General features: G+C 67.3%; 24 protein-coding genes. 15 read left to right on the plus strand and 9 right to left on the minus strand.

Annotation, left to right across the window (positions count from 1 at the left end; translation table 11 throughout):
* Positions 1-319: 319 nt before the first annotated feature.
* The 7 genes from VSH64_RS29065 (at position 320) to VSH64_RS29095 (ending at position 10,458) form a co-directional block, all read left to right on the plus strand.
* A complete protein-coding gene (locus tag VSH64_RS29065) occupies positions 320-4,057 on the plus strand; it encodes a multifunctional oxoglutarate decarboxylase/oxoglutarate dehydrogenase thiamine pyrophosphate-binding subunit/dihydrolipoyllysine-residue succinyltransferase subunit (protein WP_326565910.1) in 3,738 nt (1,245 codons plus the stop codon).
* Between the two features lie 325 nt (positions 4,058-4,382).
* Positions 4,383-5,678: a DUF3696 domain-containing protein gene (locus VSH64_RS29070; RefSeq protein ID WP_326565911.1), complete on the plus strand. Its 1,296-nt coding sequence runs from the start codon at positions 4,383-4,385 to the stop codon at positions 5,676-5,678.
* A gap of 55 nt (positions 5,679-5,733) precedes the next feature.
* Complete coding sequence (locus VSH64_RS29075) at positions 5,734-6,615, plus strand: hypothetical protein (protein WP_326565912.1); 882 nt, start codon at positions 5,734-5,736, stop codon at positions 6,613-6,615.
* 10 nt (positions 6,616-6,625) lie between these two features.
* Positions 6,626-8,281 (plus strand): DUF262 domain-containing protein, encoded by a 1,656-nt coding sequence (locus tag VSH64_RS29080; protein ID WP_326565913.1) that lies wholly within the window; start codon positions 6,626-6,628, stop codon positions 8,279-8,281.
* A 446-nt stretch (positions 8,282-8,727) separates the two neighbouring features.
* Entirely contained in the window at positions 8,728-9,510 is a 783-nt protein-coding gene (gene map / locus VSH64_RS29085) for a type I methionyl aminopeptidase (protein ID WP_326565914.1), read from the plus strand.
* 73 nt (positions 9,511-9,583) lie between these two features.
* Positions 9,584-10,111: a GNAT family N-acetyltransferase gene (locus tag VSH64_RS29090; protein WP_326565915.1), complete on the plus strand. Its 528-nt coding sequence runs from the start codon at positions 9,584-9,586 to the stop codon at positions 10,109-10,111.
* 11 nt (positions 10,112-10,122) lie between these two features.
* Positions 10,123-10,458: a hypothetical protein gene (locus VSH64_RS29095; RefSeq protein WP_326565916.1), complete on the plus strand. Its 336-nt coding sequence runs from the start codon at positions 10,123-10,125 to the stop codon at positions 10,456-10,458.
* On the opposite strand, the gene VSH64_RS29100 is transcribed toward VSH64_RS29095, so the two are convergent.
* Genes VSH64_RS29100 through VSH64_RS29115 form a run of 4 tightly spaced genes read right to left on the minus strand, consistent with a single transcriptional unit; the run spans position 10,455 to position 13,814 of the window.
* A complete protein-coding gene (locus VSH64_RS29100) occupies positions 10,455-11,345 on the minus strand; it encodes an ABC transporter substrate-binding protein (protein ID WP_407655567.1) in 891 nt (296 codons plus the stop codon). The two genes, VSH64_RS29095 and VSH64_RS29100, sit on opposite strands and share 4 nt — an antisense overlap.
* Positions 11,342-12,040, minus strand: a complete 699-nt coding sequence (locus tag VSH64_RS29105) for an ABC transporter permease (protein ID WP_326565917.1) — start codon at positions 12,038-12,040, stop codon at positions 11,342-11,344. Before VSH64_RS29105 ends, VSH64_RS29100 begins: the two co-directional genes overlap by 4 nt.
* A complete protein-coding gene (locus VSH64_RS29110; RefSeq protein WP_326565918.1) occupies positions 12,037-12,726 on the minus strand; it encodes an ABC transporter permease in 690 nt (229 codons plus the stop codon). The genes VSH64_RS29105 and VSH64_RS29110 overlap by 4 nt, the downstream gene beginning before the upstream one ends.
* Entirely contained in the window at positions 12,726-13,814 is a 1,089-nt protein-coding gene (locus VSH64_RS29115) for an ABC transporter ATP-binding protein (protein ID WP_326565920.1), read from the minus strand. Before VSH64_RS29115 ends, VSH64_RS29110 begins: the two co-directional genes overlap by 1 nt.
* Positions 13,815-13,908: 94 nt before the next feature.
* On the opposite strand from VSH64_RS29115, the gene VSH64_RS29120 reads away from it, so the two are divergent.
* Positions 13,909-15,330: a bis-aminopropyl spermidine synthase family protein gene (locus tag VSH64_RS29120; RefSeq protein ID WP_326565921.1), complete on the plus strand. Its 1,422-nt coding sequence runs from the start codon at positions 13,909-13,911 to the stop codon at positions 15,328-15,330.
* Here the strand turns inward: VSH64_RS29120 and VSH64_RS29125 are convergent.
* Together VSH64_RS29125 and VSH64_RS29130 are read right to left on the minus strand one after the other, a co-directional pair.
* On the minus strand, positions 15,327-15,959 hold the full coding sequence (locus VSH64_RS29125) for a TIGR03620 family F420-dependent LLM class oxidoreductase (protein ID WP_326838048.1): 633 nt from the start codon (positions 15,957-15,959) through the stop codon (positions 15,327-15,329). The genes VSH64_RS29120 and VSH64_RS29125 overlap by 4 nt on opposite strands.
* Before the next feature lie 198 nt (positions 15,960-16,157).
* Positions 16,158-17,336, minus strand: a complete 1,179-nt coding sequence (locus VSH64_RS29130) for an NAD(P)-dependent malic enzyme (RefSeq protein WP_326838049.1) — start codon at positions 17,334-17,336, stop codon at positions 16,158-16,160.
* A 449-nt stretch (positions 17,337-17,785) separates the two neighbouring features.
* Between VSH64_RS29130 and VSH64_RS29135 the strand changes: the two genes are divergently transcribed.
* The 3 genes from VSH64_RS29135 (at position 17,786) to VSH64_RS29145 (ending at position 19,332) form a co-directional block, all read left to right on the plus strand.
* Positions 17,786-18,394 (plus strand): dTDP-4-dehydrorhamnose 3,5-epimerase family protein, encoded by a 609-nt coding sequence (locus VSH64_RS29135; protein WP_326565922.1) that lies wholly within the window; start codon positions 17,786-17,788, stop codon positions 18,392-18,394.
* Between the two features lie 84 nt (positions 18,395-18,478).
* The gene (locus VSH64_RS29140) at positions 18,479-18,892 is read left to right on the plus strand and encodes an SRPBCC family protein (RefSeq protein ID WP_326565923.1); all 414 of its coding nucleotides are present in this window, start codon (positions 18,479-18,481) and stop codon (positions 18,890-18,892) included.
* Positions 18,889-19,332 carry a MarR family winged helix-turn-helix transcriptional regulator gene (locus tag VSH64_RS29145; RefSeq protein WP_326565924.1) on the plus strand — a complete coding sequence of 148 codons (444 nt, stop codon included), beginning with the start codon at positions 18,889-18,891 and terminating at the stop codon, positions 19,330-19,332. The genes VSH64_RS29140 and VSH64_RS29145 overlap by 4 nt, the downstream gene beginning before the upstream one ends.
* Positions 19,333-19,336: 4 nt before the next feature.
* Here the strand turns inward: VSH64_RS29145 and VSH64_RS29150 are convergent, their stop codons facing one another.
* Positions 19,337-20,956 (minus strand): GMC oxidoreductase, encoded by a 1,620-nt coding sequence (locus VSH64_RS29150; protein WP_326565925.1) that lies wholly within the window; start codon positions 20,954-20,956, stop codon positions 19,337-19,339.
* Between the two features lie 124 nt (positions 20,957-21,080).
* Positions 21,081-21,545, minus strand: coding sequence for a hotdog fold domain-containing protein (locus VSH64_RS29155; RefSeq protein ID WP_407655691.1), 465 nt, complete (start codon positions 21,543-21,545; stop codon positions 21,081-21,083).
* Between the two features lie 92 nt (positions 21,546-21,637).
* Between VSH64_RS29155 and VSH64_RS29160 the strand changes: the two genes are divergently transcribed.
* Both VSH64_RS29160 and VSH64_RS29165 read left to right on the plus strand, forming a co-directional pair.
* Positions 21,638-22,228 carry an acid phosphatase gene (locus VSH64_RS29160; protein ID WP_326565927.1) on the plus strand — a complete coding sequence of 197 codons (591 nt, stop codon included), beginning with the start codon at positions 21,638-21,640 and terminating at the stop codon, positions 22,226-22,228.
* 4 nt (positions 22,229-22,232) lie between these two features.
* Complete coding sequence (locus VSH64_RS29165) at positions 22,233-22,715, plus strand: GNAT family N-acetyltransferase (protein ID WP_326565928.1); 483 nt, start codon at positions 22,233-22,235, stop codon at positions 22,713-22,715.
* Positions 22,716-22,719: 4 nt separating this feature from the next.
* Here the strand turns inward: VSH64_RS29165 and VSH64_RS29170 are convergent, their stop codons facing one another.
* Positions 22,720-23,211, minus strand: coding sequence for a hypothetical protein (locus VSH64_RS29170; protein WP_326565929.1), 492 nt, complete (start codon positions 23,209-23,211; stop codon positions 22,720-22,722).
* Positions 23,212-23,573: 362 nt separating this feature from the next.
* Between VSH64_RS29170 and VSH64_RS29175 the strand changes: the two genes are divergently transcribed.
* Both VSH64_RS29175 and VSH64_RS29180 read left to right on the plus strand, forming a co-directional pair.
* Entirely contained in the window at positions 23,574-24,500 is a 927-nt protein-coding gene (locus VSH64_RS29175; protein ID WP_326565930.1) for a diacylglycerol/lipid kinase family protein, read from the plus strand.
* A 274-nt stretch (positions 24,501-24,774) separates the two neighbouring features.
* Positions 24,775-25,029 carry a WhiB family transcriptional regulator gene (locus VSH64_RS29180; protein WP_220247091.1) on the plus strand — a complete coding sequence of 85 codons (255 nt, stop codon included), beginning with the start codon at positions 24,775-24,777 and terminating at the stop codon, positions 25,027-25,029.
* Positions 25,030-25,126: the final 97 nt, after the last annotated feature.

Consider the following 25,126-nt stretch of genomic DNA (forward strand, 5'->3'; position numbering starts at 1 on the left):
CCTGCACCACCTCGGTGAGCCAGGGCGGCCGCACAGCCGACGTGGGCCGCATCCTCCGGTCAGTGCACCCGGTGGGCGTGAACGCCCGCGGGCGCCTCGGCGAAGGAGGCCTCAACACTGCCCGAAATGGGCGTGACCGCCGAATCTCCCTTACCGCAGGAGTCCGCTCCTCGGGACACTTGATCGAGTCAGTGATCGATCCCTTAGTGCGCCACGCCTCACACGGGGCAGTTCCATCACACGGCCGTCACAGAGGGGGTTAGCCTGGTAGGCGCATTAGCACAGACAAGATCGAGACGGATAGAGGCGAGCCCAAGCCGTGTCCAGCAGCAGCCCTGCGTCACAGTTCGGCCCCAACGAGTGGTTGGTCGAGGAAATGTACGACCAGTTCCTCGCGGACCCTTCCTCAGTCGATGCCGCCTGGCACGACTTCTTCGCGGACTTCAAGCCGACGCAGACGGCACAGGCCAAGGCCGACAGTGCGCGCCAGAGCACCGCCACCCCTGCCACGACCGGCAGCAACGGCCACGCGAGCGAGCCGTCCCCCAAGGCGGTCCAGAACGCCGAGTCGGCGGCCCGGCAGTCGGCCCCGGCGAAGCCCGCCGCGGCACCCGCGCCGGCTCCGGCCCCGAAGAGCGCGCCCGCCAAGAGCGCGCCCGCGAAGCCGGCCACGCAGGCCGCGCCGGCCGCCGCCAAGGAGCCGGCCGCCAAGGAAGAGCCCGAGACGAAGCAGCTGCGCGGCGCCGCGGCGGCGATCGCGAAGAACATGGACGCGTCGCTGACCGTCCCGACCGCCACGAGCGTGCGCGCCGTGCCGGCGAAGCTGATGGCGGACAACCGCATCGTCATCAACAACCACCTCAAGCGCACGCGGGGCGGCAAGATCTCGTTCACGCACCTCATCGGTTACGCGATGGTGCGCGCGCTGAAGTCGTTCCCGAACATGAACCGGCACTACCAGGTGATCGACGGCAAGCCGTTCTCGGTCACGCCGGAGCACGTGAACTTCGGTCTCGCCATCGACATGAAGGGCAAGGAGGGTGCGCGCACCCTCGTCGTGGCCTCGGTCAAGGGCGTCGAAGACATGTCCTTCCTGCAGTTCTGGCAGGCGTATGAGGACGTGATCAAGAAGGCCCGCAACAACAAGCTCACCGCGGACGACTTCGCCGGCACCACCATCTCGCTGACCAACCCGGGCGGCATCGGCACCAACCACTCGGTGCCGCGCCTGTCGGCCGGCCAGGGCGCGATCATCGGCGTCGGTGCGATGCAGTACCCGGCGGCGTTCGAGGGCACGAGCGAGAAGACGCTGGTCGACCTCGCCGTCAGCAAGATCATGACGCTCACCTCGACGTACGACCACCGCATCATCCAGGGCGCGGAGTCGGGCGAGTACCTCAAGCGCATCCACGAGCTGCTGCTCGGCGAAGACGGCTTCTACGACGACGTCTTCACCAGCCTGCGCCTGCCGTACGAGCCGATCCGCTGGGTCGCCGACATCCCCGAGGGCCCGGTCGACAAGACCGCCCGCGTGATCGAGCTGATCGACGCGTTCCGCACGCGCGGTCACCTCATGGCCGACACGGACCCGCTGAACTACCGCCAGCGCAGCCACGTCGACCTCGACGTGATCTCCCACGGCCTCACCCTGTGGGACCTCGACCGCGAGTTCCCGGTCGGCGGCTTCGCCGGCCAGGAGAAGATGAAGCTGCGCGACATCCTGGGCGTGCTGCGCGGCTCGTACTGCCGCACCGTCGGCATCGAGTACACGCACATCCTCGACCCCGAGGAACGCCGCTGGATCCAGGAGCGCGTGGAGATCCCGCACGAGAAGCCGGACGCCACGGTCCAGAAGTACGTGCTCTCGAAGCTCAACGCCGCCGAGGCGTTCGAGACCTTCCTGCAGACGAAGTACGTGGGCCAGAAGCGCTTCTCGCTGGAAGGCGGCGAGACGGCGATCCCGCTGCTCGACACCATCCTCGACAAGGCCGCCGAGCACGAGCTCGACGAGGTCGTGATCGGCATGCCGCACCGCGGCCGCCTCAACGTGCTGGCCAACATCGTCGGCAAGCCGATCAGCCAGATCTTCCAGGAGTTCGAGGGCAACCTCGACCCGGGCCAGGCCCACGGTTCCGGCGACGTGAAGTACCACCTCGGCGCCGAGGGCAAGTACTTCCGCATGTTCGGCGACGGCGAGACGAAGGTGTCACTGGCCTCGAACCCGTCGCACCTCGAGACGGTGGACCCGGTGCTCGAGGGCATCGTGCGCGCCAAGCAGGACATCCTCGACAAGGGCGGCGAGGGCTACACCGTGCTGCCGGTGCTGATGCACGGCGACGCGGCCTTCGCGGGCCAGGGTGTGGTGGCCGAGACGCTGAACCTGGCGCTGCTGCGCGGGTACCGCACCGGCGGCACCGTGCACGTGATCGTGAACAACCAGGTCGGCTTCACCACCGCGCCGGAGCACTCGCGCTCCTCGCAGTACGCCACCGACGTCGCGAAGATGATCGGCTCGCCGATCTTCCACGTGAACGGCGACGACCCCGAAGCCGCCCACTGGGTGGCCCAGCTGGCCGTGGAGTACCGCCAGGCGTTCCACAAGGACGTGGTCATCGACCTCATCTGCTACCGCCGCCGCGGCCACAACGAGGGCGACGACCCCTCGATGACGCAGCCGGCGATGTACGACATCATCGACACCAAGCGCTCGGTCCGGAAGATCTACACCGAGTCGCTGATCGGCCGCGGGGACATCTCCGTGGACGAGGCCGAGGCCGCGCTGCGCGACTTCTCGAGCCAGCTCGAGCACGTGTTCAACGAGGTGCGCGAGCTCGAGAAGCACCCGGCGAAGGCGAGCCCCTCGGTCGAGGAAGAGCAGCAGGTGCCGGCGAAGGTCACCACGGCCGTCTCCACCGAGGTCGTGGAGCGCATCGGCGACGCGTTCCTCAACGTGCCCGAGGGCTTCAGCCCCCACCCGCGCGTGAAGCCGGTGATGGAGCGGCGCCACAAGATGTCGCGCGAAGGCGACGTCGACTGGGCCTTCGGCGAGCTGCTCGCGTTCGGTTCGCTGGCGATGGAGGGCCGCCTGGTGCGGCTGTCCGGCCAGGACTCGCGCCGCGGCACGTTCACGCAGCGGCACTCGGTGTTCATCGACCGCAAGACCGGCCAGGAGTACTCGCCGCTGCAGAACCTGGCCGAGGGCCAGGGCCGCGTGATGATCTACGACTCGGCGCTGTCGGAGTACGCGGCCGTCGGCTTCGAGTACGGCTACGCGGTCGCCAACCCCGAGTCGCTCGTGATGTGGGAAGCGCAGTTCGGTGACTTCGTCAACGGCGCGCAGACCGTGATCGACGAGTACATCTCCTCGGGCGAGGCCAAGTGGGGCCAGCGCTCCGACGTCGTGCTGCTGCTGCCGCACGGCCACGAGGGCCAGGGCCCGGACCACACGTCGGGCCGCATCGAGCGCTTCCTCTCGCTGTGCGCCGAGGGCTCGATGACCGTCGCCGTGCCGTCGACGCCGGCGAACTACTTCCACTTGCTGCGCCGCCACGCTCTCGACGGCATCCAGCGCCCGCTGGTGGTCTTCACGCCGAAGTCGATGCTGCGCAACAAGGCCGCGACGTCGGCGGTCGAGGACTTCACCGGGCAGAGCCGCTTCATGTCCGTGATCGACGACACCACCCAGAACCCCGACGGCGTCCGCAAGGTGCTGCTGACCTCGGGCAAGCTCTACTGGGAGCTCGTGGCCGAGCGCAACAAGCGCGAAGCCCACGACGTCGCGATCGTGCGCATCGAGCAGTACTACCCGCTGCCGAAGCGCAAGCTGCTGGCCGCCATCGAGCGCTACAGCAACGCGACGCAGATCGCGTGGGTCCAGGAAGAGCCGGAGAACCAGGGTGCGTGGCCGTTCTTCGGCCTCAACCTGCCGCGGAAGTTCCCGGAGGTCTTCGCGGGCCTGCAGGTCGTGTCGCGTCGCCCGATGGCCGCGCCGTCGGCCGGTTCGTCGAAGGTGCACGAGGTCGAGCAGAAGGCGCTGATCGCGAAGGCGTTCGACTGATCGCTGTTTGCTCGTCCGGAGGCCACCACGGTTCGCCCGTGGTGGCCTCCGGCCGTTCTCAGGCCAGGACGGCCCGCTGTCCGATCCGAGCAGTCTTTACAGGCTCAGAGCACTTCGCCATCAAGCCTGTCCACTCGACTCCCCAAGCGGACGGGCTCCCGACCAACCTGAATTTAGCTACTTCCCGGTAGTGCCGTTGATCGCGTAGCGCGGTTAGCGATTGGGTACCACCGAGCGGGCGGGTGAGAACCACTAGTCGACAGCCACCTACCGCGTGCAGAACGAACACTCCCCGTCCGAAGGCGGACGGGCTAAGGTTGGTCGCGTGCCCTTGACCACTCTCTCCGTGAACAACTACCGATGCTTTGCGGACGAGCAAGCTCTCGACCTGCGACCGATCACATGCCTGTTGGGCCGCAACAATGCCGGCAAAAGCGTACTCGCTCGGGCACCGCTGGTCATATCCTCTGGAATCCAGGCCGACTCCGCGACTCCGCTAGACCTCGACTCCCTCGGCGACGACATCGTCGGGACCTTTCTCGATCTCATCCACGGCAACCGACCGCATGGCAGCATCACCATTGGACTGACCTTCGAGACCGCGCAGCGCGACTCGCTCTCGGCGACAGTCAAAGTCCAGAATATCGACGAGTACCACACACAAGTCGTTAGCGAGTTGACGATCACGTACAACACGGACCAGTTTTCGCTAATTTGGCAAGGCGGCGACGTCACAGGCGACACAGTCGAATACGTCATAAGTGGCCCAGGCTTCGAGCGGCGCGACACCCCGGTCTCGGTTGCATTCCAGGGCCTGCTCCCAAAGTCAATCCAGCCCGACCGCATTGATGCGCCTGAATTTGATGCGTTAATATCCGTCTGCGACAAGATTCGTCTTGAGTTCGACCAGATCCGCTATCTTGGGCCATTCCGGGAACGACCTTCAAGGTTCTACCGAATCCCCAGCAAGATGCCCAAAGACGTCGGCCAGAGCGGCGAGAATACTGCAGGAATTCTCGCGACCGATCTTGTTCGAAACCAGGGCGGCCTTATCAAATTTATTAATGATCGATTTAGTAGTAACCTTCCAGGTTGGTCCATTGGAACCATGGAGACCGCCGGACTTTACAATATTGTGCTGCAATCAAAGACCGACCCTGGAATACGAGTAAACTTGGCAGATACCGGCACAGGAATCGCACAAGCACTGCCAATATTCGTGCAGCGGGCCCTGGACGGATATTACTCAGCCACCCATAACGTACTGGAGCTAGTTGAACAGCCAGAGCTTCACCTTCATCCAGCGGCACACGGAGCACTCGCCGATCTATACATAAGCGCGATTACGGACACAAAGACACGATTCGTGATCGAAACACACAGTGAAACCTTTCTGCTTCGGCTGCGCCGTCGGATCGCAGAAGGAGAAGTCGACGCTGCTGACGTCGCGATCTACTTTGTAGACAATGCCAATGGCCGCGGATCCACTCGAAGGATTCGGGTAGACGAAACAGGAAATCTCGACTACTGGCCCGAGGGAGTTTTCTCCGAAGATTACCATGAGGCGAGAAAGCTTGCCCTCGCCCAGATGTCAGCAATAGAGGACCGCAGTGCTCATTGATATCGACGAGGCGGTTTTCGAGGCACCTGAATCTTTGCGCGATATACTCACTTTGATGGAATTCGTCGCAACCGGCCGCCACCGGTGGCTGCCAAGCGAAGCCGTAATGACTTCTGCGCACTCGTACCTAAGGAGCAACGCACCAAAGATCGCGGACTCCATGGTGGAGATCGCCACAAAGTCGTTCGTTGCCTCCGCATGGTCTACCGAGAAGCCAGCGAGTACCGCCCCTATATCAGTCGAAGACCTTCACCGCTCCACAGAAGACCTGGCTAAAGCAGCAGTCTTAGTCGTCGAGGACCTTTCCAGCGATGGCAACTTCATTCGAGCATTGGCTAAGATATTCAATCGAACGGTAATAACAGAAGCTCTAACCAAGAGATGGTTGGTCATCCGCCATTCCGGGGGCGAGCGACTCGAGGTCGTTGCGCGGGACGAACGCCAGAACTTCAACAACATCGTTCGGGTTGTCGCATTATTGGATAGTGATAAGTGGACGTCCAATCTTCGGACAAAGAGCCACAATAAAGCCGACCGCTTACGTCGCCAAGGCGTCAAAGTACACGTGCTAGATATGCGCGAAGCTGAGAATTACGCACCGAACAAGATCCTTGCACTTTGCGGAAACCCCGCAGAATCGTCTCGAAAACTAGGCCACTTGAAGCGCCTGGACAGAGAGCAGCGAGCGCACTTTGACATGAAGCACGGATTCGGCCAGGTCAACAGACCTCCCACCATCAGAGAAGAGCAGAAAGTTCTGTATGGGTCACTGCCGGACTCCACGGTAAAGGGACTCAGGGGTGGATTTGGCACTCAAATTCTCAGAATATTCGAAGAACATTCACATATCGTACGCGAAATTCACTTTGAAGATCCCGCAATAGGCGCCCGAAAAGAAATCAACGAGCTACTGCTCAAAATACAGGAAGTTTTGTAAGGATAACGCGATGAACTCTAACGAAACGACAACTCTAGTAAAGCCGGAAGTTATACTCCTGGAAAACCTTCTAAGGGAAATTGCAGAAGGACGACTACGTGTTCCGAAGTTTCAACGCCCATTTGTGTGGCGCCCAGAACAGATGACACAGCTCTTTGACAGTATCGACCGGTCATACCCCATTGGAAGCCTGTTGATCTGGGAAACCAACATTCACCTCGCCAGTCTGGATCAAATCGCTGATTTCCCTATTCCCGCGCCCCCAACTGACGGCCGCGTTGCCTACCTTCTCGACGGGCATCAACGCCTCTCTACGCTGTTCGGCTGCCTTCGGAAGACGACCCCGAACACAAGCAGCGATGAGCAGCACGACTGGCTGTGGGAAATTTATCGTGTCCTAGGGGAGAGTAGCGATCGAAATCAATTCCAGCACTGGAAGAAGCCGACTGAACCGCCAGAAAATTATCTTCCAATGCGATCCGTTCTGCGAACAATGGATTTCCTTACCTTCGCCCGCCGATTGCAAGAAGCCGATAAATTCACAGGTCGAGTTGATCTACTTATCGATGAAGCTGAAGAGCTGGCACAGCGATTCAAATCATACCAAATGGCAACTGTCCGCCTGGTCGGTGGCGACCTAAAGCAAGCGGTGACCGTTTTTTCTCGACTGAACAGCAGCGGTCAGTCGATGAGCCCAGACCAAATGGTCTCGGCCCTGACCTACCAAAACGATGATACTGAGACCTTGGCGGATCGAATCAAGGCAATCCAAGAGGATGTGGACTCCGACGGATTCGGCACGGTAGCCGCAATAACCGTGTTTCGGTCCATTCTTGCGGTCGCCGGAGAGGAAGATGTACAAGAGGCAAGGTGGGAAGTTCTCGCGGAGCGAATTGGCGAGAGACTGGCCGAATCAGTTGACAAGGCTGCTGCTTCATTGCGAAGGGCTGTCGCTTTCCTCAAGGAAGATGTCGGAGTACCGCTAGCCCGACTGATTCCATACAATGCTCAGATCATGCTTCTTGTAGCCTTCTTCAACATCGACAGTGCGCCCAGTGACAATAAACGCAATACCCTGGGGAAATGGTTCTGGACGACCTCTTGGTCAGGGTACTTCGCAGGCGCCAACACTACCCAAATAAAGTTCGCCCTTCAAGAAATGAAGGATTTTGCATCAGGAACCGCAGACCTGGACCTCAACGGACAAGTTGCTCGCCCATTTCCGGATCGGTTCGACATGCGCAGCGCACGAATTCGATCGTTTTTGATCTGGGAGCTTCAGCGATACTCCGATCGACTTGACCACGCCGGTGAACACATCGACGCAGTAGGCCTTCTCGCGAAGCTCGACACAGGCGCTTATCGTCACGTGATGACGCATGGAAGGAACGCCTCCAGTCCGGCCAACCGGGTAATAATGCCTACGCTTCCTGGATTCTCTATCAAAAGGACTCTGCTGGACCTCTCCGGTCCTTCCGGCGATCGGGTATTCGAAAGCCACGGAATTCCGACCAAGGCCGTTGAGAAACTCCGTGGCGGTGACACCATGGGGTTCATCAAAGAGCGAGCAAACTATCTGGCGTCGGAAGAGAGGGCGTTTATCTCTGGATTCGGCGTTCCACTATCGAAGAAGATTGCAGCGGACGCAGATATCGACACCGAATAGGGAAAGCGATCTTCTGCGATTGATACAGCGAATCGGCATTAGTCGACCACCGAGAACGGTCGGTGCATCGGGGCCACGCACGCTCAGCGCACCGACCGGACAGTGACGTCGAACAGGAGGGCACACGGGAGGATCTCGACTCATTGCCTTCATCGAGCTTCCCTTGAGCTACTGACCTAACCGGCGACCCTTCCCGATAGCACTGGTCCTGGGCGTAGGTTATGCGATCACTCAACGACGTGCACTTGGCCCAGAATCCACCTGAGGCCTTTCGGCCGATAGGTCGCCTAGCGCTGCCCAATTGTCGGCTCCTCGACGATGCACCGTACACGTCGGAGGTAGCCGGTCGTGGTTGCGTCCGTCCGGCGTCTTCGTTAACCGTGCTGGTATTTCTATACCAGCCAGTGCTAAGGTGGCGGTATAACTATACCGATACTGGGACTGTGATGATCGAGCTGAAGACGGCGGCGGAAATCGACCGCATGCACGTGACCGGGCGCTTCGTCGCCGAGGTGCTCACCGAGGTCGGCGAGCTGGCCGACGTCGGCGTGAACCTGATGGACCTGGAGCACCACGCCCGCGGCATGATCAAGCGGCGCGGGGCCGAATCGTGTTACTGGGACTACGCGCCTTCGTTCGGCAAGGGCCCCTTCCGCAACGTCATCTGCCTCTCGGTCAACGACGCGGTGCTCCACGGCCTCCCCCACTCCTACGTGCTGCGCGACGGCGACAACGTGACCGCCGACCTCGCCGTGACCATCGACGGCTGGGCCGCGGACTCGGCGCGCACGGTCATCGTGGGCACTCCGGCGCCGGCGGACGAGCGCATCATCCGCGCCACCGAGGAAGCCCTGGAGGCCGCCATCGCGGCCGCGGTCGTCGGCAACCGCCTCGGCGACATCTCCGCCGCGATCGGCGCGGTCGCCGCGGACTACGGCTACCCGGTCAACACGCAGTTCGGCGGCCACGGCATCGGCCGCACCATGCACGAAGACCTCCACGTCCCCAACCGCGGCAAGGCCGGCCACGGCCTCAAACTCCGCCCGGGCCTCACGCTCGCCCTGGAACCCTGGTTCGCCGCCACGACCGACCACATCGTCTTCGACCCGGACGGCTGGACCATCCGCTCGGCGGACGGCTCACGGACGGCGCACTCGGAGCACACGGTGGCGGTCACGGAGGAGGGGCCGGTTGTGTTGACCAGGCGGGAAGGCGAGAAGAAGGGCTGAGGGTCGTGGGCCGCGGCTTGATTGCCGGAAAACGGGTTCGCGGCGCGACAGTCCACCCGCCACACTGAACGGCGTGATCATCCGCCGAGCAACGACCGCCGACGCCGACGCCATTCGCGCCGTGCACAGTGCTGCCTTCGCGGGCCACAATCCGCCGGGCATGGCGGCGGTGCCGGAGGCGCGGCTGGTCGACGAGTTGCGCCAGGACGGTGATCTGATCCCCGAGCTGTCGCTGGTGGCCGAGAAGGACGGCGCCGTCGTCGGGCACGCGTGCTGCAGTCCGGCCGTGCTGGGGGACGAGAAGACGGTCGCCGTGGGGTTCGGGCCGCTCGGGGTGCTGCCCGCGCATCAGCGGTCCGGCGCGGGATCCGCGTTGGTGCACGCGACGCTCGGCGCAGCCGATGCCCTCGGTTACGGCGTGGTGGTGCTGCTCGGTGATCCGGCCTACTACTCCCGATTCGGCTTCACCCGCGCCGACGAGCTGGGCATCACGCCGCCCGTGGCCGAGTGGGCGCCGCACTTCCAGGCGCGCACCCTCGCCGCCTACCGCGCCGAAAGCCGTGGCGCGTTCAGATACGCACCGGCGTTCGAACGACTCTGAAAGAAGCCGACATGACCATCCTCTGGCGGCCCACCGGGCCGGTGGAGCTGGAGCTGGTGCGCCAGCTTCACTTCAAAGCCTGGCCGCCCCGTCTGCCCGAACAGCCGATCTTCTACCCGGTGCTCAACGAGGACTACGCGATCCGCATCGCGCGCGACTGGAACGTGCGCCACGACGGCGCGGGGTTCGTGACGCGGTTCGAGGTGGAGACGGAGTTCCTGAAGCGCTACCCGGTGCAGCAGGTGGGCGGCCGCACGATCCTCGAACTGTGGGTGCCGGCCGAAGAACTGGACGAGTTCAACCGGCACCTCGTCGGCGAGATCGAGGTCGTGCACGAGTTCCGCTAGGCCTTCAACCCGTTGCGCGCCAAGAAATCCTCGGCGATGTCGAGCGGGTTGCGCTTCTCGTCGGTGAACTGCACGTTCAGCTCGGTCAGCTGGTCGGTGGTCAGGGCGGCCGACACGCGGTTCAACGCGGCCACCTCGCCCGGGGACAGCGTGCCGCGCGCGATGAGGGGCACGATGTTCTGCGCCGGGAACATGTTCTTGTCGTCGTCGAGCGGCACGAAGCCGTTGGACTTGATCGTGGACGAGGTGCTGAAGAGGTCGGCCACCTGCACCTCGCCGGACTTCAGCGCGGCTACGGTGACGGGGCCGCCGGTGTCGGTGGTGCGGATTTCCTTGAAGGTGCAGCCGTACAGCTGCTTGATGCGGTCCTTCCAGCGGCTGCTCCACTGGCCCGGTCCGCCCATCACCAGCTCGCCGCACCGGCGGCCCAGGTCCGAAAACGTGCGCACGCCCGAAGCCGCCAGCTCGGGCCGCACCACGAGGAGGTCCTTGTCCTGCGCGGGTGCCTGGTCGAGCACCTCGAAGCCGGCCGGCAGCTTCTGCTTCAGCTGCGCGTACACGTCCGCCGGAGTAGTGGCCGAGGTGTCCTTGTCGAAGTAGCGCAGCAGGTTGCCGCTGTAGTCCGGCACGACGGACAACGATTTGTCCTGCAGCGCCTTCACCACGACCTCGCGGCTGCCGACCGGCGGGCGAACCGTCACGTTCTGCGCGCCCGCGTTGCGCAGCGCGCCGGCGTAGATCTGGGCCAGCAGCAGGCTTTCGCCGACGTCGGAGGCGCCGATGATGATGTCGCCGGTCGAGCCGCCCTCGCCGCCGCCGGCCAGCGGGTTGCCGCAGCCGGCGAGGAGCACGCCTGAACAAAGCAAAGCCACCAGCCGACGCTTCACGCCACTCCTCCCGCCGTCGCGGCCGAGCCGGTTGTCGCCAGCGCGGCCAGCCGGACGCCGCGCGGCACGAGGGCCCGCTGCACCGCGGCGAGCACCAGGTCGAACACGATCGCCAGCAGCGCCGTGAGGATGGCGCCGGCCACGACCTCCGGGTAGTCGAGGATCGCCAGCCCATCGAGCAGGAACCGGCCGAGACCGCCGAGCCCGACGTACGCGGCGACCGCCGCCGTGGCGATCAGCTGCAGCACGGCGTTGCGGATCCCGCCCAGCACCAGCGGCAGCGCGATCGGCAGCTCGACCTGCCACAGCCGCTGCCAGCCGGTCATGCCGATGCCCTCGGCGGCGTCGACCACGTCGTGCTCGGCCGCCTGCAGGCCCGCGTACGTGCCGGCCAGGATGGGCGGGATCGCCAGCACCACGAGCCCGATGATCGTGGCCGTGGTGCTTTCGGTGAAGAGCAGGAACAGGAACGTGACGAGCCCCAGCGTCGGCAGCGCGCGGATCGCGTTGCCCGCGCCCACCAGCACCACGGCGCCGCGGCCGGTGTGCCCGACCCAGAGGCCGAGCGGGAACGCGATCACCACGGCGATGACCAGCGCGAACAGTACGTAGCCCACGTGCTCGCCGAGCCGCGTGACGATGCCGTCCGGGCCCTGCCAGTTGGCGGCGGTGGTGAACCAGTCGAAGACGCTCACGCGGCGACCTCCGCGACCACTCGGCCCGCGCGTTCCCACGGGGTCAGCACGTTGCGCAGCAGCACCAGCACCACGTCGACGACCAGCGCCAGCAGCAGCGTGAGCACGATGCCGACCACGATCGGCGAGAAGTACTCACGCTGGAAACCGTCGGTGAACAGCACCCCCAGCCCGCCGGTGCCGATCAGCGCGCCGACGCTCACCAGGCTGATGTTGCTCACCGACGCCACCCGCACGCCCGCGGCGAGGATCGGCACCGAAAGCGGCAGCTCGACACCGAGGAAGCGGCGCGGCGCGCGGTAGCCGATGGCCGTGGCGGCGGCGATGATGTGCGGCGGCACCGCGTCGAGCGCGTCGAGCACCGGGCGCACCAGCAGCGCCGTGGTGTAGATCGTGAGCGCGACGATCACGTTCACGCTGTCGAGGATCTTCGTGCCGATGAGGCCCGGGATCACCACGAACAGCGCGAGCGACGGGATCGTGTACAGCAGGTTCGCCACCACCAGCAGCACGCTGCGCACCGGCTGCCAACGGTGCCCGAGCCACCCCAGCACGATCGCGAGCACGATCCCGACCACCAGCGGTACGAGCGCGAGGTAGATGTGCTCGCCGAGGTCGCCGAGGATCTCACCGCGGTTGTTCGCGCTGCCCAGGTAACGCCCGAGCTCGCCGAAGAACCCGCCCATCAGGACGCCTGCGGAGTGGCCTCGATCACGTCCAGGACCTGGTGGGCCACGACCGTGCCCACCACGCGGTGCTCGTCGTCCACGACCACGCCCAGGCTGGCCGGTGAGGACAGCGCGGCGTCGAGCGCGCCGCGGATCGGCGTGCCCTGCACGTACAGCGAACCGCCGGCCACGAGGTCGCCCTCGGCCAGCTCGCCGTCCACAGTGGATCCCGGCGGCAGCCAGCCCCGGGGCTGCTTGTCGGAGTTCACCACGAGCTGCCACGCCTTCGAGGGCTCCGCCAGCTTCGTGCCGAGCGCGACGACGTCCACAGGGGACACCTCGACACCGTTGGCGGACACGAACGACAGCCCGCGGTAGCCGCGGTCGCGGCCGACGAACGAGGCCACGAAGTCGTCCACCGGGTGGCGCAGCACCTCCGACGGCGTGCCGTACTGCGCGAGCACGCCCCCGACCCGCAGCACCGCGATCTTGTCGCCGAGCCGCACCGCCTCGTCGATGTCGTGCGTCACGAACACGATCGTCTTGCCCAGCTGCGACTGCAGCCGCAGCAGCTCGTCCTGCAGCTCCTCGCGCACGATCGGGTCGACGGCCGAGAACGGCTCGTCCATGAGCAGCACCGGCGAGTCGGCCGCCAGCGCCCGGGCCACGCCCACGCGCTGCTGCTGGCCGCCCGAGAGCTGCGCCGGGTACCGCTTGCCGAGTTCGACGGGCAGGCCGACCGTCTCCAGCAGCTCGGCCGCGCGGGCGCGCGCCTTGCGCTTGTCCCAACCGGACAGCAGCGGCACGGTCGCGATGTTGTCGAGCACCGTCCTGTGTGGAAAGAGGCCGGCGTGCTGGATCACGTAGCCGATGCCGCGGCGCAGGAGCGCGGGGTCGCCCTCGCTCACGTCCTTGCCGTCGAGCAGCACGGCACCCGAGGTCGGCTCGACCATGCGGTTGATCATGCGCAGCGACGTGGTCTTTCCGCAGCCCGAAGGGCCGACGAGCACGGTGATGGTGCCGTCGTCCACGGTCAGCGAGAGCCCGTTCACCGCCACCGTGCCGTCCGGATAGCGTTTGGTCACATCACGGAACTCGATCGTCACGGACTTCTCCCCACGTCAGATGCAGATCGACCGTAGCCCACTCGACGGGGCTTGGCAGCTCTTCCCGCACAGTGGCCCGTTACTCTGGACGCCCGTGACCGCTCTCGACGACGTCCTGACCGCGCACGGCGCCGGCGTCCGCCCGCTGTACGAGGTGCTCGACCTGCTCCGCACGGGTCCGCGCGAGCTCGCCGATCTGGTGCGGCTGGCCGCGGCGCCCCGGCGCAGCGTCGAAGACGTGCTCACCGCACTGGAGAGCGATCTGGAACGTTCGGCCGCCGGTGTCCGGATCGCCCCGGCCGCGCTGCCCGCGTACGAGTCGTACCGGCTGCCGCGCCTGCCCGATCCGCTCGACGACGCCGTGGCCGCGCACGCCGAGCTGCTCGGCGAGATCTCCGGCTGGGTCGCCGGCGTGCCCGCGCCGCTCGCCGCGCTCGACCACGTGCAGGCGACGCCCGAGACGGTGCTGCGGCGCGCTTTGTGGCTGAACGCCCGCTACGACCTGCGCCGCTCGCGCCTGCTCTTCCTCGGCGACCACGACCTCACGTCGCTGGCCGTGCACGCCGTGTGCCCCGAGGCCGAGCTGACCGTGGTGGACCTCGACGAACGGGTTCTGTCCTACCTGGACACCACGAGCGGCCGGCGCGTCGCCACCGCCCACGCCGACCTGCGCGTGGGCCTGCCGCCCGCCGTCACCGGCCGCGCGGACCTCGTGTTCAGCGACCCGCCGTACACGCCGGACGGCATGGGGCTCTTCGCCGCGCGCGCCGTGCAGGCCCTGCGCGAGCCGACAGACGGGCGCGTGCTGCTGGCCTACGGCTACAGCCCCCGCCACCCCGCGCTCGGCGCCCAGGTGCAGCGTTCACTCGCCACGCTCGGCCTCACCTTCGAGGCGATCCTGCCCGACTTCAACCGCTACGACGGCGCCCAGGCCATCGGCGCCGCCGCCGACCTGTACGTGTGCCAGCCCACTGCCAAGGCCCGCAAAACCGGCCGCAGCAAGGGAAAGTCGGCGATCTACACCCACGGCCCGCAGTCCGTGGAGGCCACCGGCACCAAACCCGCGCTGCTCACGGCGTTGCGGGACATCGCCTCCGAAGGCGGCCTCGCGCTGGAGACTCGGCCCGTCGACTGGTCCATGTCCGGTCCCGAAGGCGACGCCGTGGCCATGGACCTCACGGCCGATCCCGGCCCGTGGCTGCTGCGCACCCTGCTCGGCACCAACGCCCACCGCCTGGCGCTGCTCGTGCCCAACAACCACCCGGACCTCGCCGACGCCGCGTCACAGGCCGCGCTCACCGACCTCGTGGCCAGCAAGTACCGCCTGCGCTTCCTGCGGAGCACCCCGGACAACCGCCACGCCGTGGTCACCGCCGACGCCGTGCCCGACCCGTCGGAGATCCTCACCCGCGCCCACGCCCGGTTGGCCAACGTGTCCCTCGACGTCCCGGCCGACCTCACCGACCTGCGGCTCGTGGACGTGCCGCGCCACCGGCTCGGGGAGCTGCTGCGTTAGAACAGCTCCGCCGCGACGAGGGCGTCGATCAGGCGGTCGCTGCCGCCACCGCTCAGGTCGGCGTCGGTGAAGCCGAACCGGCGGAGGTTGGTCGTGTAGTTGACCAGGCGCAGGGTCGGGTTCTCGATGCGCGGGCGGACGGTGGCGCGGGCGCGCGCGGAATCGGTGTCGAGCACCACCTTCATCGCCGGCGCCAGCAGCGCCGAGGGGCCGAGCGCGGTGCGGGCCGGCGAACTGTGCGCGGGCGGCACGAGGTAGGGCACCGCGCCGCCGGTTCGGGTGGCCGCCAGCGCCAGCATCTTCGGGCCGAGCGCGGCGAGAGCGCGGCCTTCGACCGGCACCCCGGCCTCGTCGAGTGCGTCGAGGTAGGTGTTCATCGCGGCGAGCGGCTTGGCGAACGCCGGTGTGTGCTCGGGGTGGCCCGCGCCGAGCCCGAGCCAGAACCGGCCCGGGAACCGGTCGGCGAGCGCGTGGTACGCGGCGGCGGCGACCGTCGGCTCACCGGCCCGGATGTTCACGATGCTGGTGCCGATCACCAGCGTCGAGGTCGCTTCGAGGAGCTCGGTGAGGCCGGCGAGGTCCGTCGATGCGCCGGCGGCCCACAGGGTCGGGAACCCGAGCCGTTCGATCTCCCGCGCCTACTCGGGGGTGGTCGTGGCCGCCGGCTGCCGGCTGCCGTACCGGCCGAGTGCGATCGTCATGGCGCTCTTGTAGCGCGGCGCCGGCCCACGCGGTCGTGGCGCGCACCGGCGCAAGGTCCGTCCGGGAACGAAGAAGGCTCCCCGCGCACACCCGGCGCGGGGAGCCTCTTCGGCAGCGAAACGAGCTCAGCCGGCCACGCCGTCGGCCACCGCGGCCTTCGCGACGGCCGCCGCGACCTCCGGGGCCACGCGCGGGTCGAGCGCGCTCGGCACGATGCGGTCGGGGCCGAGGTCGTCGGTCGCCACGGCGACGATGGCGTCGGCGGCGGCCAGCTTCATGTTCTCGGTGATCGCGCGCGCACCGGCGTCCAGGGCGCCGCGGAAGACGCCCGGGAAGGCCAGCACGTTGTTGATCTGGTTGGGGAAGTCACTGCGGCCGGTGGCCACGATCGCCGCGTAGCGCGCCGCGTCGGCCGGGTGGATCTCCGGGTCCGGGTTGGACAGTGCGAACACGATCGGCGCGTCGGCCATCCCGGCCAGCAGCTCGGGGTCGACCTTCGAGCTCGACAGGCCGAGGAACACGTCGGCGCCCTTGAGCGCGTCGGCGAGACCGCCTGTGAGGCCCGAGGAGTTGGTCCGCGAGGCCAGCTCCTGCTTGATCGGGTTGAGCCCGTCGCGTCCGGAGTGGATGATGCCGCGCGAGTCCAGCACGGTCACGTCGCCGACACCGGCCTCGATCAGGATCTTCGCGCAGGCCACCCCCGCCGCGCCCGCACCCGAGATCACCACGCGCTGGTCGGCGATCGCGCGGTCGAGCACCAGGTTCGCCCCGCGCAGCGCGGCGAGCGTGACGATCGCGGTGCCGTGCTGGTCGTCGTGCATCACCGGGCAGTCGAGCGCCGCCTTGAGCTTGTCCTCGAGCTCGAAGCACCGCGGCGCGGAAACGTCTTCGAGGTTCACCGCGCCATACGAGGGCCGCAGGCGCACCAGCGTCTCCACGATCTCGTCGACGTCGGTGGTGTCGAGCACCAGTGGGATCGAGTCGAGGCCGCCGAACGTCTTGAACAGCACCGACTTGCCCTCCATGACGGGCAGCGACGCGCTCGCGCCGATGTCGCCGAGGCCGAGCACCGCCGTGCCGTCGCTGACGACCACCACGAGACGGTCGGCCCAGGTGTACCGCTTCGCCTGGGCGGCGTCCTCGGCGATCGCGCGGCTCACCTTCGCCACGCCGGGCGTGTAGGCGATCGCGAGGTCACGCGGGTCGGAGATGGGCCGGGTGGCCGCCACGGAGAGCTTGCCGCCCTCGTGCCCGGTGAAGATCTCGGCGTCCGTCACGGGCGCGGTGGTGGCCTGGTCGGTCATCGGGGTTCCTGTCGTCGTTTCCTGCGTGCGCCCCTCGGCGAACGCGGAACTCGCGGGGTGGATCTGTGTCACTGGGTTACTCCTGGGACTGCGAGCGGGGGACCACCGGTACCGGGCGAAGGCGCACCCGATTCCCGTGGAACTCGTCCTCCGGACGGCAGCCCAGCGCGGTAGCGCCGGCCTGTCGGCGAGGCGTCACATCGGCCATTCGATCCGTGGGGTGTGGTTAATGGCCGCGGACGCTGCGGTCCGTCAATCATGACAGGCCCCCCACGCACGGCGAACCCTCGGTGCGGCTCATGTCACAGATTCCGGGTGGTTCCCGAGGAAAACGGCAGAAATTCAGCCATTCCCAAGACGTCCGTCCGGTTTTGTTGATTCTTCCGAACCGATTCAGTGATCACGACCACCGCCCATTCGGCCCGCGCCGCACTCGATAAGGTGACGGCATGCAATTCCGCCCGCTGAAGGTCGCCGACGCCTACGAGTTCACCCCCCGCGCGTTCCCCGACGAGCGTGGGCTCTTCGTGGCGCCGTTCCAGGAAGAGGCGCTGCTGAGCGCCACCGGGCACCCGATGCGAGTGGGTCAGACCAACCACAGCGTCTCCCGCCGCGGCACGATCCGCGGCGTGCACTTCGCCGACGTACCGCCGGGCCAGGCGAAATACGTCTACTGCCCGGCCGGCTCGCTGCTCGACGTGATCGTCGACGTCCGCGTGGGCTCCCCCACCTTCGGCCAGTGGGACGCGGTCCTGCTCGACGCCAAGGACTTCCGCGCCGTGTACGTGGCCGAAGGCCTGGGCCACGCGTTCGTCGCGCTCGAAGACGGCACGGCGATGGCCTACCTGTGCTCCGAGCCGTACAACCCGACCGGCGAGCACGGCATCAGCCCGCTCGACCCCGCCCTCGACCTGCCGTGGCCCGCGGACCTCACGCCGATCGTGTCCGAAAAGGACGGTTCCGCACCCACGCTCGCGGAGGCCGAAGCGCAGGGGCTGCTGCCGTCGTACGCGGACTGCACGGCGTTCTACGAGAAGCTGCGCTCGGCGCACCACTGAGTTCGACACGCGCCGAGCCACGGCTCATCAGTTCCGCCGGTTCGCCGGTTGCCGATTTAGTATGCGCACATATAGTATGCCCGCATGGCACATTACGAGTACGAGCACACCGAGACCACCACCGCGCCCGCGTCCGCCGTCTGGCCACTATGGACGGACACGGCACGCTGGCCCGAATGGGACATCGGCCTGCACGAAGTCGAGCTGAGCGGCCCGTTCAGGCCGGGGACCAGCGGCACCATGACCATGCCGGACCGGCCGCCGATCCCGTTCACGCTCACCGCCGTCGAGGAAGGGCGGGCGTTCACCGACGAGACCCGCCTGCCCGACGCCACGCTCGTGTTCGAGCACCGGCTCGACGAGACCGCAGGCGGCACCCGCATCACCTACCGCGTCACCGTGGACGGGCCGGCCGAGCTGGGCCCGGCCGTGACCGAGGACACGGCCGACGCCATGCGCGCGCTCGCCCGGCTGGCCGAGGCATCCTTGCGGGCATGACCGCCCCCGAGTCGCGCCTGCCCAGCCCCGACGCGAGTCCCGGCTTCCTGCTCTGGCGCGTGACGCTGGCCTGGCAGCGCGTGATGCGCGCCGCGCTGGCGCCGCACGACCTCACGCACGTCCAGTTCGTGCTGCTCACCACCACCTGGTGGCTCACGCGCTCCGGTGAGCCGCCCACGCAGCGGCAGCTCGCCGAGCAGGCCGGCACGGACACGATGATGACCAGCCAGGTCGTGCGCAAACTCGCCGACCGCGGCCTGCTCACGCGCGCCGACGATCCCGCCGATGCGCGCGCGAAACGGCTGCAGCTCACCGAAGCGGGCTCGAAGCTCGTGGCGAAAGCCCTGCACGACGTGGAAGACGCCGACGCGCGGTTCTTCGGCGGGCTCGGCGAGCGCGCCGACGGCTTCGTGACCGCGCTCGCCGAGCTCGGCACTTGAGCCCTCAGGCCAGCACGTCCTCCGCCAGCACGCGTTCCACGTTCCGCTCGGCCAGCGCGGTGATCGTCACGAACGGGTTCACGCCGGTGCTGCCCGGGATCAGCGAGCCGTCGGTCACATACAGGTTCCGGTAGCCCTTCACGCGTCCGTAGTCGTCGGTGGCGTCGCCGAGCACGAGCCCGCCGAGCGGGTGGTAGGTGAAGCGGTTCTCGAACGGACGGGTGTCGCCGAAGAGGTCGTAGCGGTAGATGGTGACGTTGGCGGAGTTGATCTTGTCGAACATGGCCTTCGCCGCGTCGATCGACGGCTGGCCCTGCGCGGCCGTCCACTGGAGTTTCGCGGAATCCGAAGCCACATCGTAAGTGAAGTGCCCACGTTCCGGGTTCTTCGTGATGGCGAGGTAGAGGCTCACCCACGTCTCGAGTCCGGCCGGCACCGGCGCGATCTCCGCGAACACCGGGTGCACGGGGTCGTTCCAGTTGTCGATGCCAAGCGCGGGCATGCCGGACTGCAGGCTGCCCGTGGTGTCCCACACGTGGTTGGCGCGCCCGAGCATCACGTTGCCATTGGTGCCCCAGCCCTGCCCCACCGCGTCGGGCAGGTCCGGCAGCCGGCCGGTTTCCCTGGCCCGCACCAGCAATTCGGTGGACCCGACGCTGCCGGCGCCGAGGAAGAGGTGCTTCGTGCTCACGTGTTTGGTCGCGACCACCGCGCCGGACGGGTCGATTTCGCGCACCACCAGCGTGTAGCTCCCGTCGGGCTGGTGGATGATCTCGCGCACCTCGTGCAGCGTCTGGATCGTCACGTGGCCCGTGCCGAGTGCGGCCGCGAGGTAGGACTTGTCGAGCGAACGCTTGCCGTGGTTGTTGCCGTAGATGACTTCCGAGGCGAGCGCGGAGCGTTCGACAGTGCCGGCCTCTTCCTGTCGCAGGTAGGAGAAGTCGTAGACACTGGGCACGAACGTCGTCGAGAACCCGGCTTTCTGCGCGGCTTTGCGGGAAACGCGCGCGTACTGGTACGAGCGGCAGGTCTCGAACCACTGCTCGTCCACCGAGTTCACGCCGAGCCCGGCCCGCGCCCGCGGGAAGTACTTGCCGTACATCTCGTCGGCGTTCACGCGCGGCAGGATTTCCTCGAAGTACGACCGTTTCGGCGTCACTGCCATGGCGCCATTCACCAGCGAGCCACCGCCGACGCCGCGGCCGAGGTACACCGACATGTCGCCGTAGTTCACGCGGTCGAGCACCCCGGCGTACGGCTTGATGTCGCGGTTGGCGATGTCGAGCCACAGGAACGACGCGAGCGGCGCCTGCGTGCGGTTCTTGAACCACATGGACCGCTGGTCAGGGTTGAGCATCTGGCAGAAGACCTTGCCGTCGGGGCCCGGGTCGTGCCACAGCTGCCCCATTTCCAGCATCAGCGTGGGCACGCCGGCTTCACCGAGGCGCAACGCGGTGGCCGCGGCGCCGTAACCGGTGCCGATGATCACGGCGGGCGAATAGTCAGGCAGGGGCGCACTCGTGGCGGCGCGGGCGGCGGCGGTGGAAATCCCGGTCAGCCCGAAGGCCGCGGCGGTGTTCAGCGCGGCGAGGCCGAGGAAACGGCGGCGCGTCAGGGCTGGCATGCGTTGCATGGTGTCGTCGCGGTTCCGGAGCTGACAAGACCGGAAATGAGCAGTATTCGCATCGGCCCAGTAAACGGCGTTAAGTTTCACCCGGGCGGGTCAATTGCCGGTGACCCCGGTCTCGCTATTTCCGGCGCGTGACCCAGATCGTGATTGTCGCTTCCACGACCGTCGTGCCGTGCGCGTCGAGGATCCGCACCGGCACCGGGAGGTCGAACCCCTCGTCGCCGAACTCGGGGTGCTCCGGCAGCTCGGCCACGGCCCGCAGCCCCGTGGTCGCCTTCGCGAGGTAGCGCACCTCCATCCCCTTGGGCAGCCAGCGGTGCGACGGCGGCACGGTCGCCTCGGCGAGCAGACCCATCGCGATCTCCGCGAGGTTGCACGCGGCGATCGCGTGAAAGGTCCGAATGTGGTTGTGGACACCCCACCACTTCGGCGCGGCGACCGTGCAGTGCCCCGGACGCAGCTGCCGCACCGACGGCAGCACCGTCCCGAAGTAGGGCACGCGGAGGCACATCGCGGCGGAAAACAGCTGCTTACCGCCGGGTTTGCCGGCCAGCCGGCGCCACATCGCGTACGTCGGGTTCATGCCCACGGTCGCCTCCCCTGTTACCTACTCGCGAGTAGACAAGCATGGAGCGCGACCTGCTCGCAAACGGAGGCGGGGCTATATTCGGGCTCGTGGCACACCGTCTCTTCCTCCTCAGGCACGGCCAGACCGAGTGGTCCGTCAACGGCAGGCACACCGGGCGCACCGACATCCCGCTCACGGCGGCGGGTGAGGACCAGGCGCGCGCGGCGGGCGGCACCCTGCGCACCCTGCTCGGCGGCCCCAAGCTCGTGATCTCCAGCCCGCGCGAACGCGCCAAGCGCACGGCCGAGCTCGCCGGCCTGCGCGTGGACGAGATCACCGAAGACCTCGCCGAGTGGGACTACGGCGACTACGAAGGCCTCACCACGCCGAAGATCCGCGAAACCGACCCGGGCTGGACCGTGTGGACGCACGAGATCCCGGGCGGCGAGAGCGCGGCCGACGTGGCCGCGCGCGCCGACAAGGTCCTCGACCGCGCGCGACGCGAAATCGACAACGGCGACGTGGTCCTGGTGGGCCACGGGCACTTCAGCCGCGTGCTCGTGGCGCGCTGGGTGCGCTTGTCCTCCACGGCGGGAGTCCACTTCGGACTCGACCCGGCCGGCATCGCGGTGCTCGGCGACGAGCGCGGCGAGCCGCAGCTCGAACACCTGAACCTCCTGCCCGCGCTGGAAGGCTGAACCCATGTCCGACCCGAGAGTGCGGCGGATCCGCCCCGAAGACGTCGACGCCGTCGTCGAACTGGTCTACGCGCTGGCCGAGTTCGAGCGCATGCCCGAAGAGTGCCACCTGAAAGCACCGCAGCTGCACAAGGCGTTGTTCGGTCCCGCGCCGGCGTTGTTCGGCCACGTGGCGGAGGTCGACGGCCAGGTCGCCGGGTTCACGCTGTGGTTCCTGAGTTTCTCGACCTGGCGCGGCGTGCACGGCATCTACCTGGAAGACCTCTACGTGCGCCAGGAGCTGCGCGGCTCGGGCCTGGGCAAGGCGCTGCTGGCGGCGCTGGCCGCCGAGTGCGTGGAGCAGGGTTACGAGCGGCTCGAGTGGGCGGTGCTGAACTGGAACCCGGCCGTGGGGTTCTACCGGGCGCTGGGCGCGCTGCCGCAGGACGAGTGGACCACGTACCGGCTCACGGACGCACCGCTGAAGGCGCTGGCCACGGAGGCCTAGTCGCTCAGTCTTGCTCGTGCTGTTCGTGCTGCTCGCGCTCGGCTCGGCGCCCGGCGAGACCACCGCGTTCGGCGGCTTCTTCCTCGGTCTCACCTTCGCGCAGGCCGAGCGCCCACGCGCGCGCCGGGCGGCGGAACAGCAGCACGAGCGCCGCGAGGCCGCACACACCGATCGGCACGCCCCATGCGGGCTGGCCGGACGGGCCGAGCACGTACCAGCCCACGCCCATCAGCATCAGCGCCACCACGACGCCGGGCGAGCGCGCCCACTGCCGGCCGAGCACGAGCCCGGCCGAGGCGGCCAGGAACGCGAGCGCCAGCACGGCGTAGGTGCCGAACTCGGCCCAGATGTTGTTGCCCGGCTGCGAGGGCTCCTGCAGGCCGCGTACGAGGATCACGACGCCGAGCACCAGCAGCCCGAGCCCGGGCAGCGCGGTGAGGATCCCGGCGAGGCGGACCTCGAACGGGGTGGGCGGCTGGTCCTCGGGGAGCGACACGGGTGCGGCCTTCCAAGCTGCTTTGCGGGAGCACAGCGACCCGACCTGCGCGGGTCACGGTGGGTGAGCGCTTTCGATCGTATGCCACCCGGTCGGCCGTTTTCGCGGGGCGCCGGGCACGTGAAAATCGGGGTTGTCGTCGATGAGCGGGCGGTCGGCCCGGGTGCACTTGTCACGACGAGCGGATGTTCGCCGTACGCAAGGGAGGATCGCCCGCCACAGGGTCACCGGACGCAGTACTGGCGCACCTCCCGATGCCGCGCCGGCGGGTCTCTCCGGCGCCGGTCACCGTGCTGAGCTTCGCGTCACCATGTGCCGTCGAAGGTCGTCCAGCCGGGCGAACGTCACCTACGCTGGCGGAAGTGCGCGCCATCCTCGTCGTGAACCCGCAGGCCACCTCGACCACCGCCGGTGGCCGGGACGTGCTCGCGCACGCGCTGGCCAGCCAGGTGAAGCTCGACATCGTCGAGACGGACTACCGCGGCCACGCGATGGCCGTGGCCCGCTCGGCGGCCCGCGACGGCTTCGACCTGGTGGTGGCGCACGGCGGTGACGGCACGGTCAACGAGGTCGTCAACGGTCTGCTCGCCGATTCCACCGGCGAACCCGGCGATCTCGGCTGCGTGCCGATGCTCGGTGTGGTCCCGGGCGGCTCGGCCAACGTGTTCGCGCGCGCCCTCGGCCTGCCCGTGGATCCGGTGGAAGCCACGCACCAGCTGCTGAACGCGCTGGAGAACGACCGGCGCCGGCGCATCGGCCTCGGCCTCGCCGACGGGCACTGGTTCACCTTCAACGCCGGGCTCGGCTGGGACGCCGACGTGGTGGGCCGCGTCGCGAAGCGGCGGGGCAAGGAAACGAGTGCGTCGCTCTATATGCGCGCGGCGGTGCGCTCCTACTTCCGGCCGCCGCTGGGCCGGCCGGCCCTCACGGTGCGGATCCCGGGCGAGGAACCCACCGAGGTGGTGACCGCGTTCGTGTCCAACACCGATCCGTGGACCTACCTGGGTGAACGCGCGGTGCATCTCAACTCGGGTTGCTCGTTCGAGGGTGGATTGGGCCTTTTCGCGTTGAACGGTATGCGGTTGCCCACCGTGTTCACTCATGTACGCCAAGCTTTGCTCACGAAGAGCGACCAACACGGACGGCACCTGGTGCGCCACGACGACGTGCCGATGATCCGCATCGACGCAGCTGAGCCGGTGAACTTCCAGGTCGACGGCGACCTCGTCGGGCAGCGGACGCGAGTGGAATTCCACAGCGTGCCGGATGCACTGACAGTAATCGTGTGACGGTTCGACCACTGATCGCCTGCGGCAAAGTGCATCTTGCCGCTCGTCGACGCAGAACCTCCGCTCACCGCATCGCGCTCGCGCCGCGCGGTCAGTTTCGGACAGAAACCGCAGGTCAGAGGCGTCGCTCGGCCGGGTGAGCTGACTCACCGATCTTCGGGAAACCCTTGTCGAACGCGGTGCTTCGTGAAAGCATTCACAAGCACCCAAAAACACGACCGCCATTGACGACTGTGGCGCGGCCTTCCCGCGCCATATGAAGGAGCTCACGAACATGGACTGGCGCCACGACGCGTCCTGCCGAGACGAGGACCCCGAGCTGTTCTTCCCGGTGGGAACCAGCGGTCCGGCTCTGCTGCAGGTCTCCGAGGCGAAGGCCGTGTGCCACCGCTGCACCGTCGCTTCCGACTGCCTGGCCTGGGCTCTGGCCAGCGGCCAGGACGCCGGCGTGTGGGGCGGCATGAGCGAAGACGAGCGACGCGCGCTCAAGCGCCGCCGTACGCAGATCGGCACGCGTACCATCGCCTGAGCCTGAGGCTCAGATAAGCACCACCCATCCGAACTGGAAATCAGTTGCAGGGGACCTTTGCGTCCCCTCCGCCTGCGACTTGGGGCGACACCCATCC

Origin of the sequence: Amycolatopsis rhabdoformis, assembly GCF_035918295.1 — a bacterium.
Lineage (GTDB): Bacteria > Actinomycetota > Actinomycetes > Mycobacteriales > Pseudonocardiaceae > Amycolatopsis > Amycolatopsis rhabdoformis.

Excerpts from the sequence above, each read along its gene's own strand:
- VSH64_RS29075 (WP_326565912.1), top strand. The coding sequence starts at position 5,734 with ATGGAATTCGTCGCAACCGGCCGCCACCGGTGGCTGCCAAGCGAAGCC.
- VSH64_RS29080 (WP_326565913.1), top strand. The coding sequence starts at position 6,626 with ATGAACTCTAACGAAACGACAACTCTAGTAAAGCCGGAAGTTATACTC.
- map (WP_326565914.1), top strand. The coding sequence starts at position 8,728 with ATGATCGAGCTGAAGACGGCGGCGGAAATCGACCGCATGCACGTGACC.
- VSH64_RS29095 (WP_326565916.1), top strand. The coding sequence starts at position 10,123 with ATGACCATCCTCTGGCGGCCCACCGGGCCGGTGGAGCTGGAGCTGGTG.
- VSH64_RS29110 (WP_326565918.1), bottom strand. The coding sequence starts at position 12,726 with ATGGGCGGGTTCTTCGGCGAGCTCGGGCGTTACCTGGGCAGCGCGAAC.
- VSH64_RS29130 (WP_326838049.1), bottom strand. The coding sequence starts at position 17,336 with ATGACCGACCAGGCCACCACCGCGCCCGTGACGGACGCCGAGATCTTC.
- VSH64_RS29135 (WP_326565922.1), top strand. The coding sequence starts at position 17,786 with ATGCAATTCCGCCCGCTGAAGGTCGCCGACGCCTACGAGTTCACCCCC.
- VSH64_RS29140 (WP_326565923.1), top strand. The coding sequence starts at position 18,479 with ATGGCACATTACGAGTACGAGCACACCGAGACCACCACCGCGCCCGCG.
- VSH64_RS29145 (WP_326565924.1), top strand. The coding sequence starts at position 18,889 with ATGACCGCCCCCGAGTCGCGCCTGCCCAGCCCCGACGCGAGTCCCGGC.
- VSH64_RS29150 (WP_326565925.1), bottom strand. The coding sequence starts at position 20,956 with ATGCCAGCCCTGACGCGCCGCCGTTTCCTCGGCCTCGCCGCGCTGAAC.
- VSH64_RS29155 (WP_407655691.1), bottom strand. The coding sequence starts at position 21,545 with ATGAACCCGACGTACGCGATGTGGCGCCGGCTGGCCGGCAAACCCGGC.
- VSH64_RS29165 (WP_326565928.1), top strand. The coding sequence starts at position 22,233 with ATGTCCGACCCGAGAGTGCGGCGGATCCGCCCCGAAGACGTCGACGCC.
- VSH64_RS29180 (WP_220247091.1), top strand. The coding sequence starts at position 24,775 with ATGGACTGGCGCCACGACGCGTCCTGCCGAGACGAGGACCCCGAGCTG.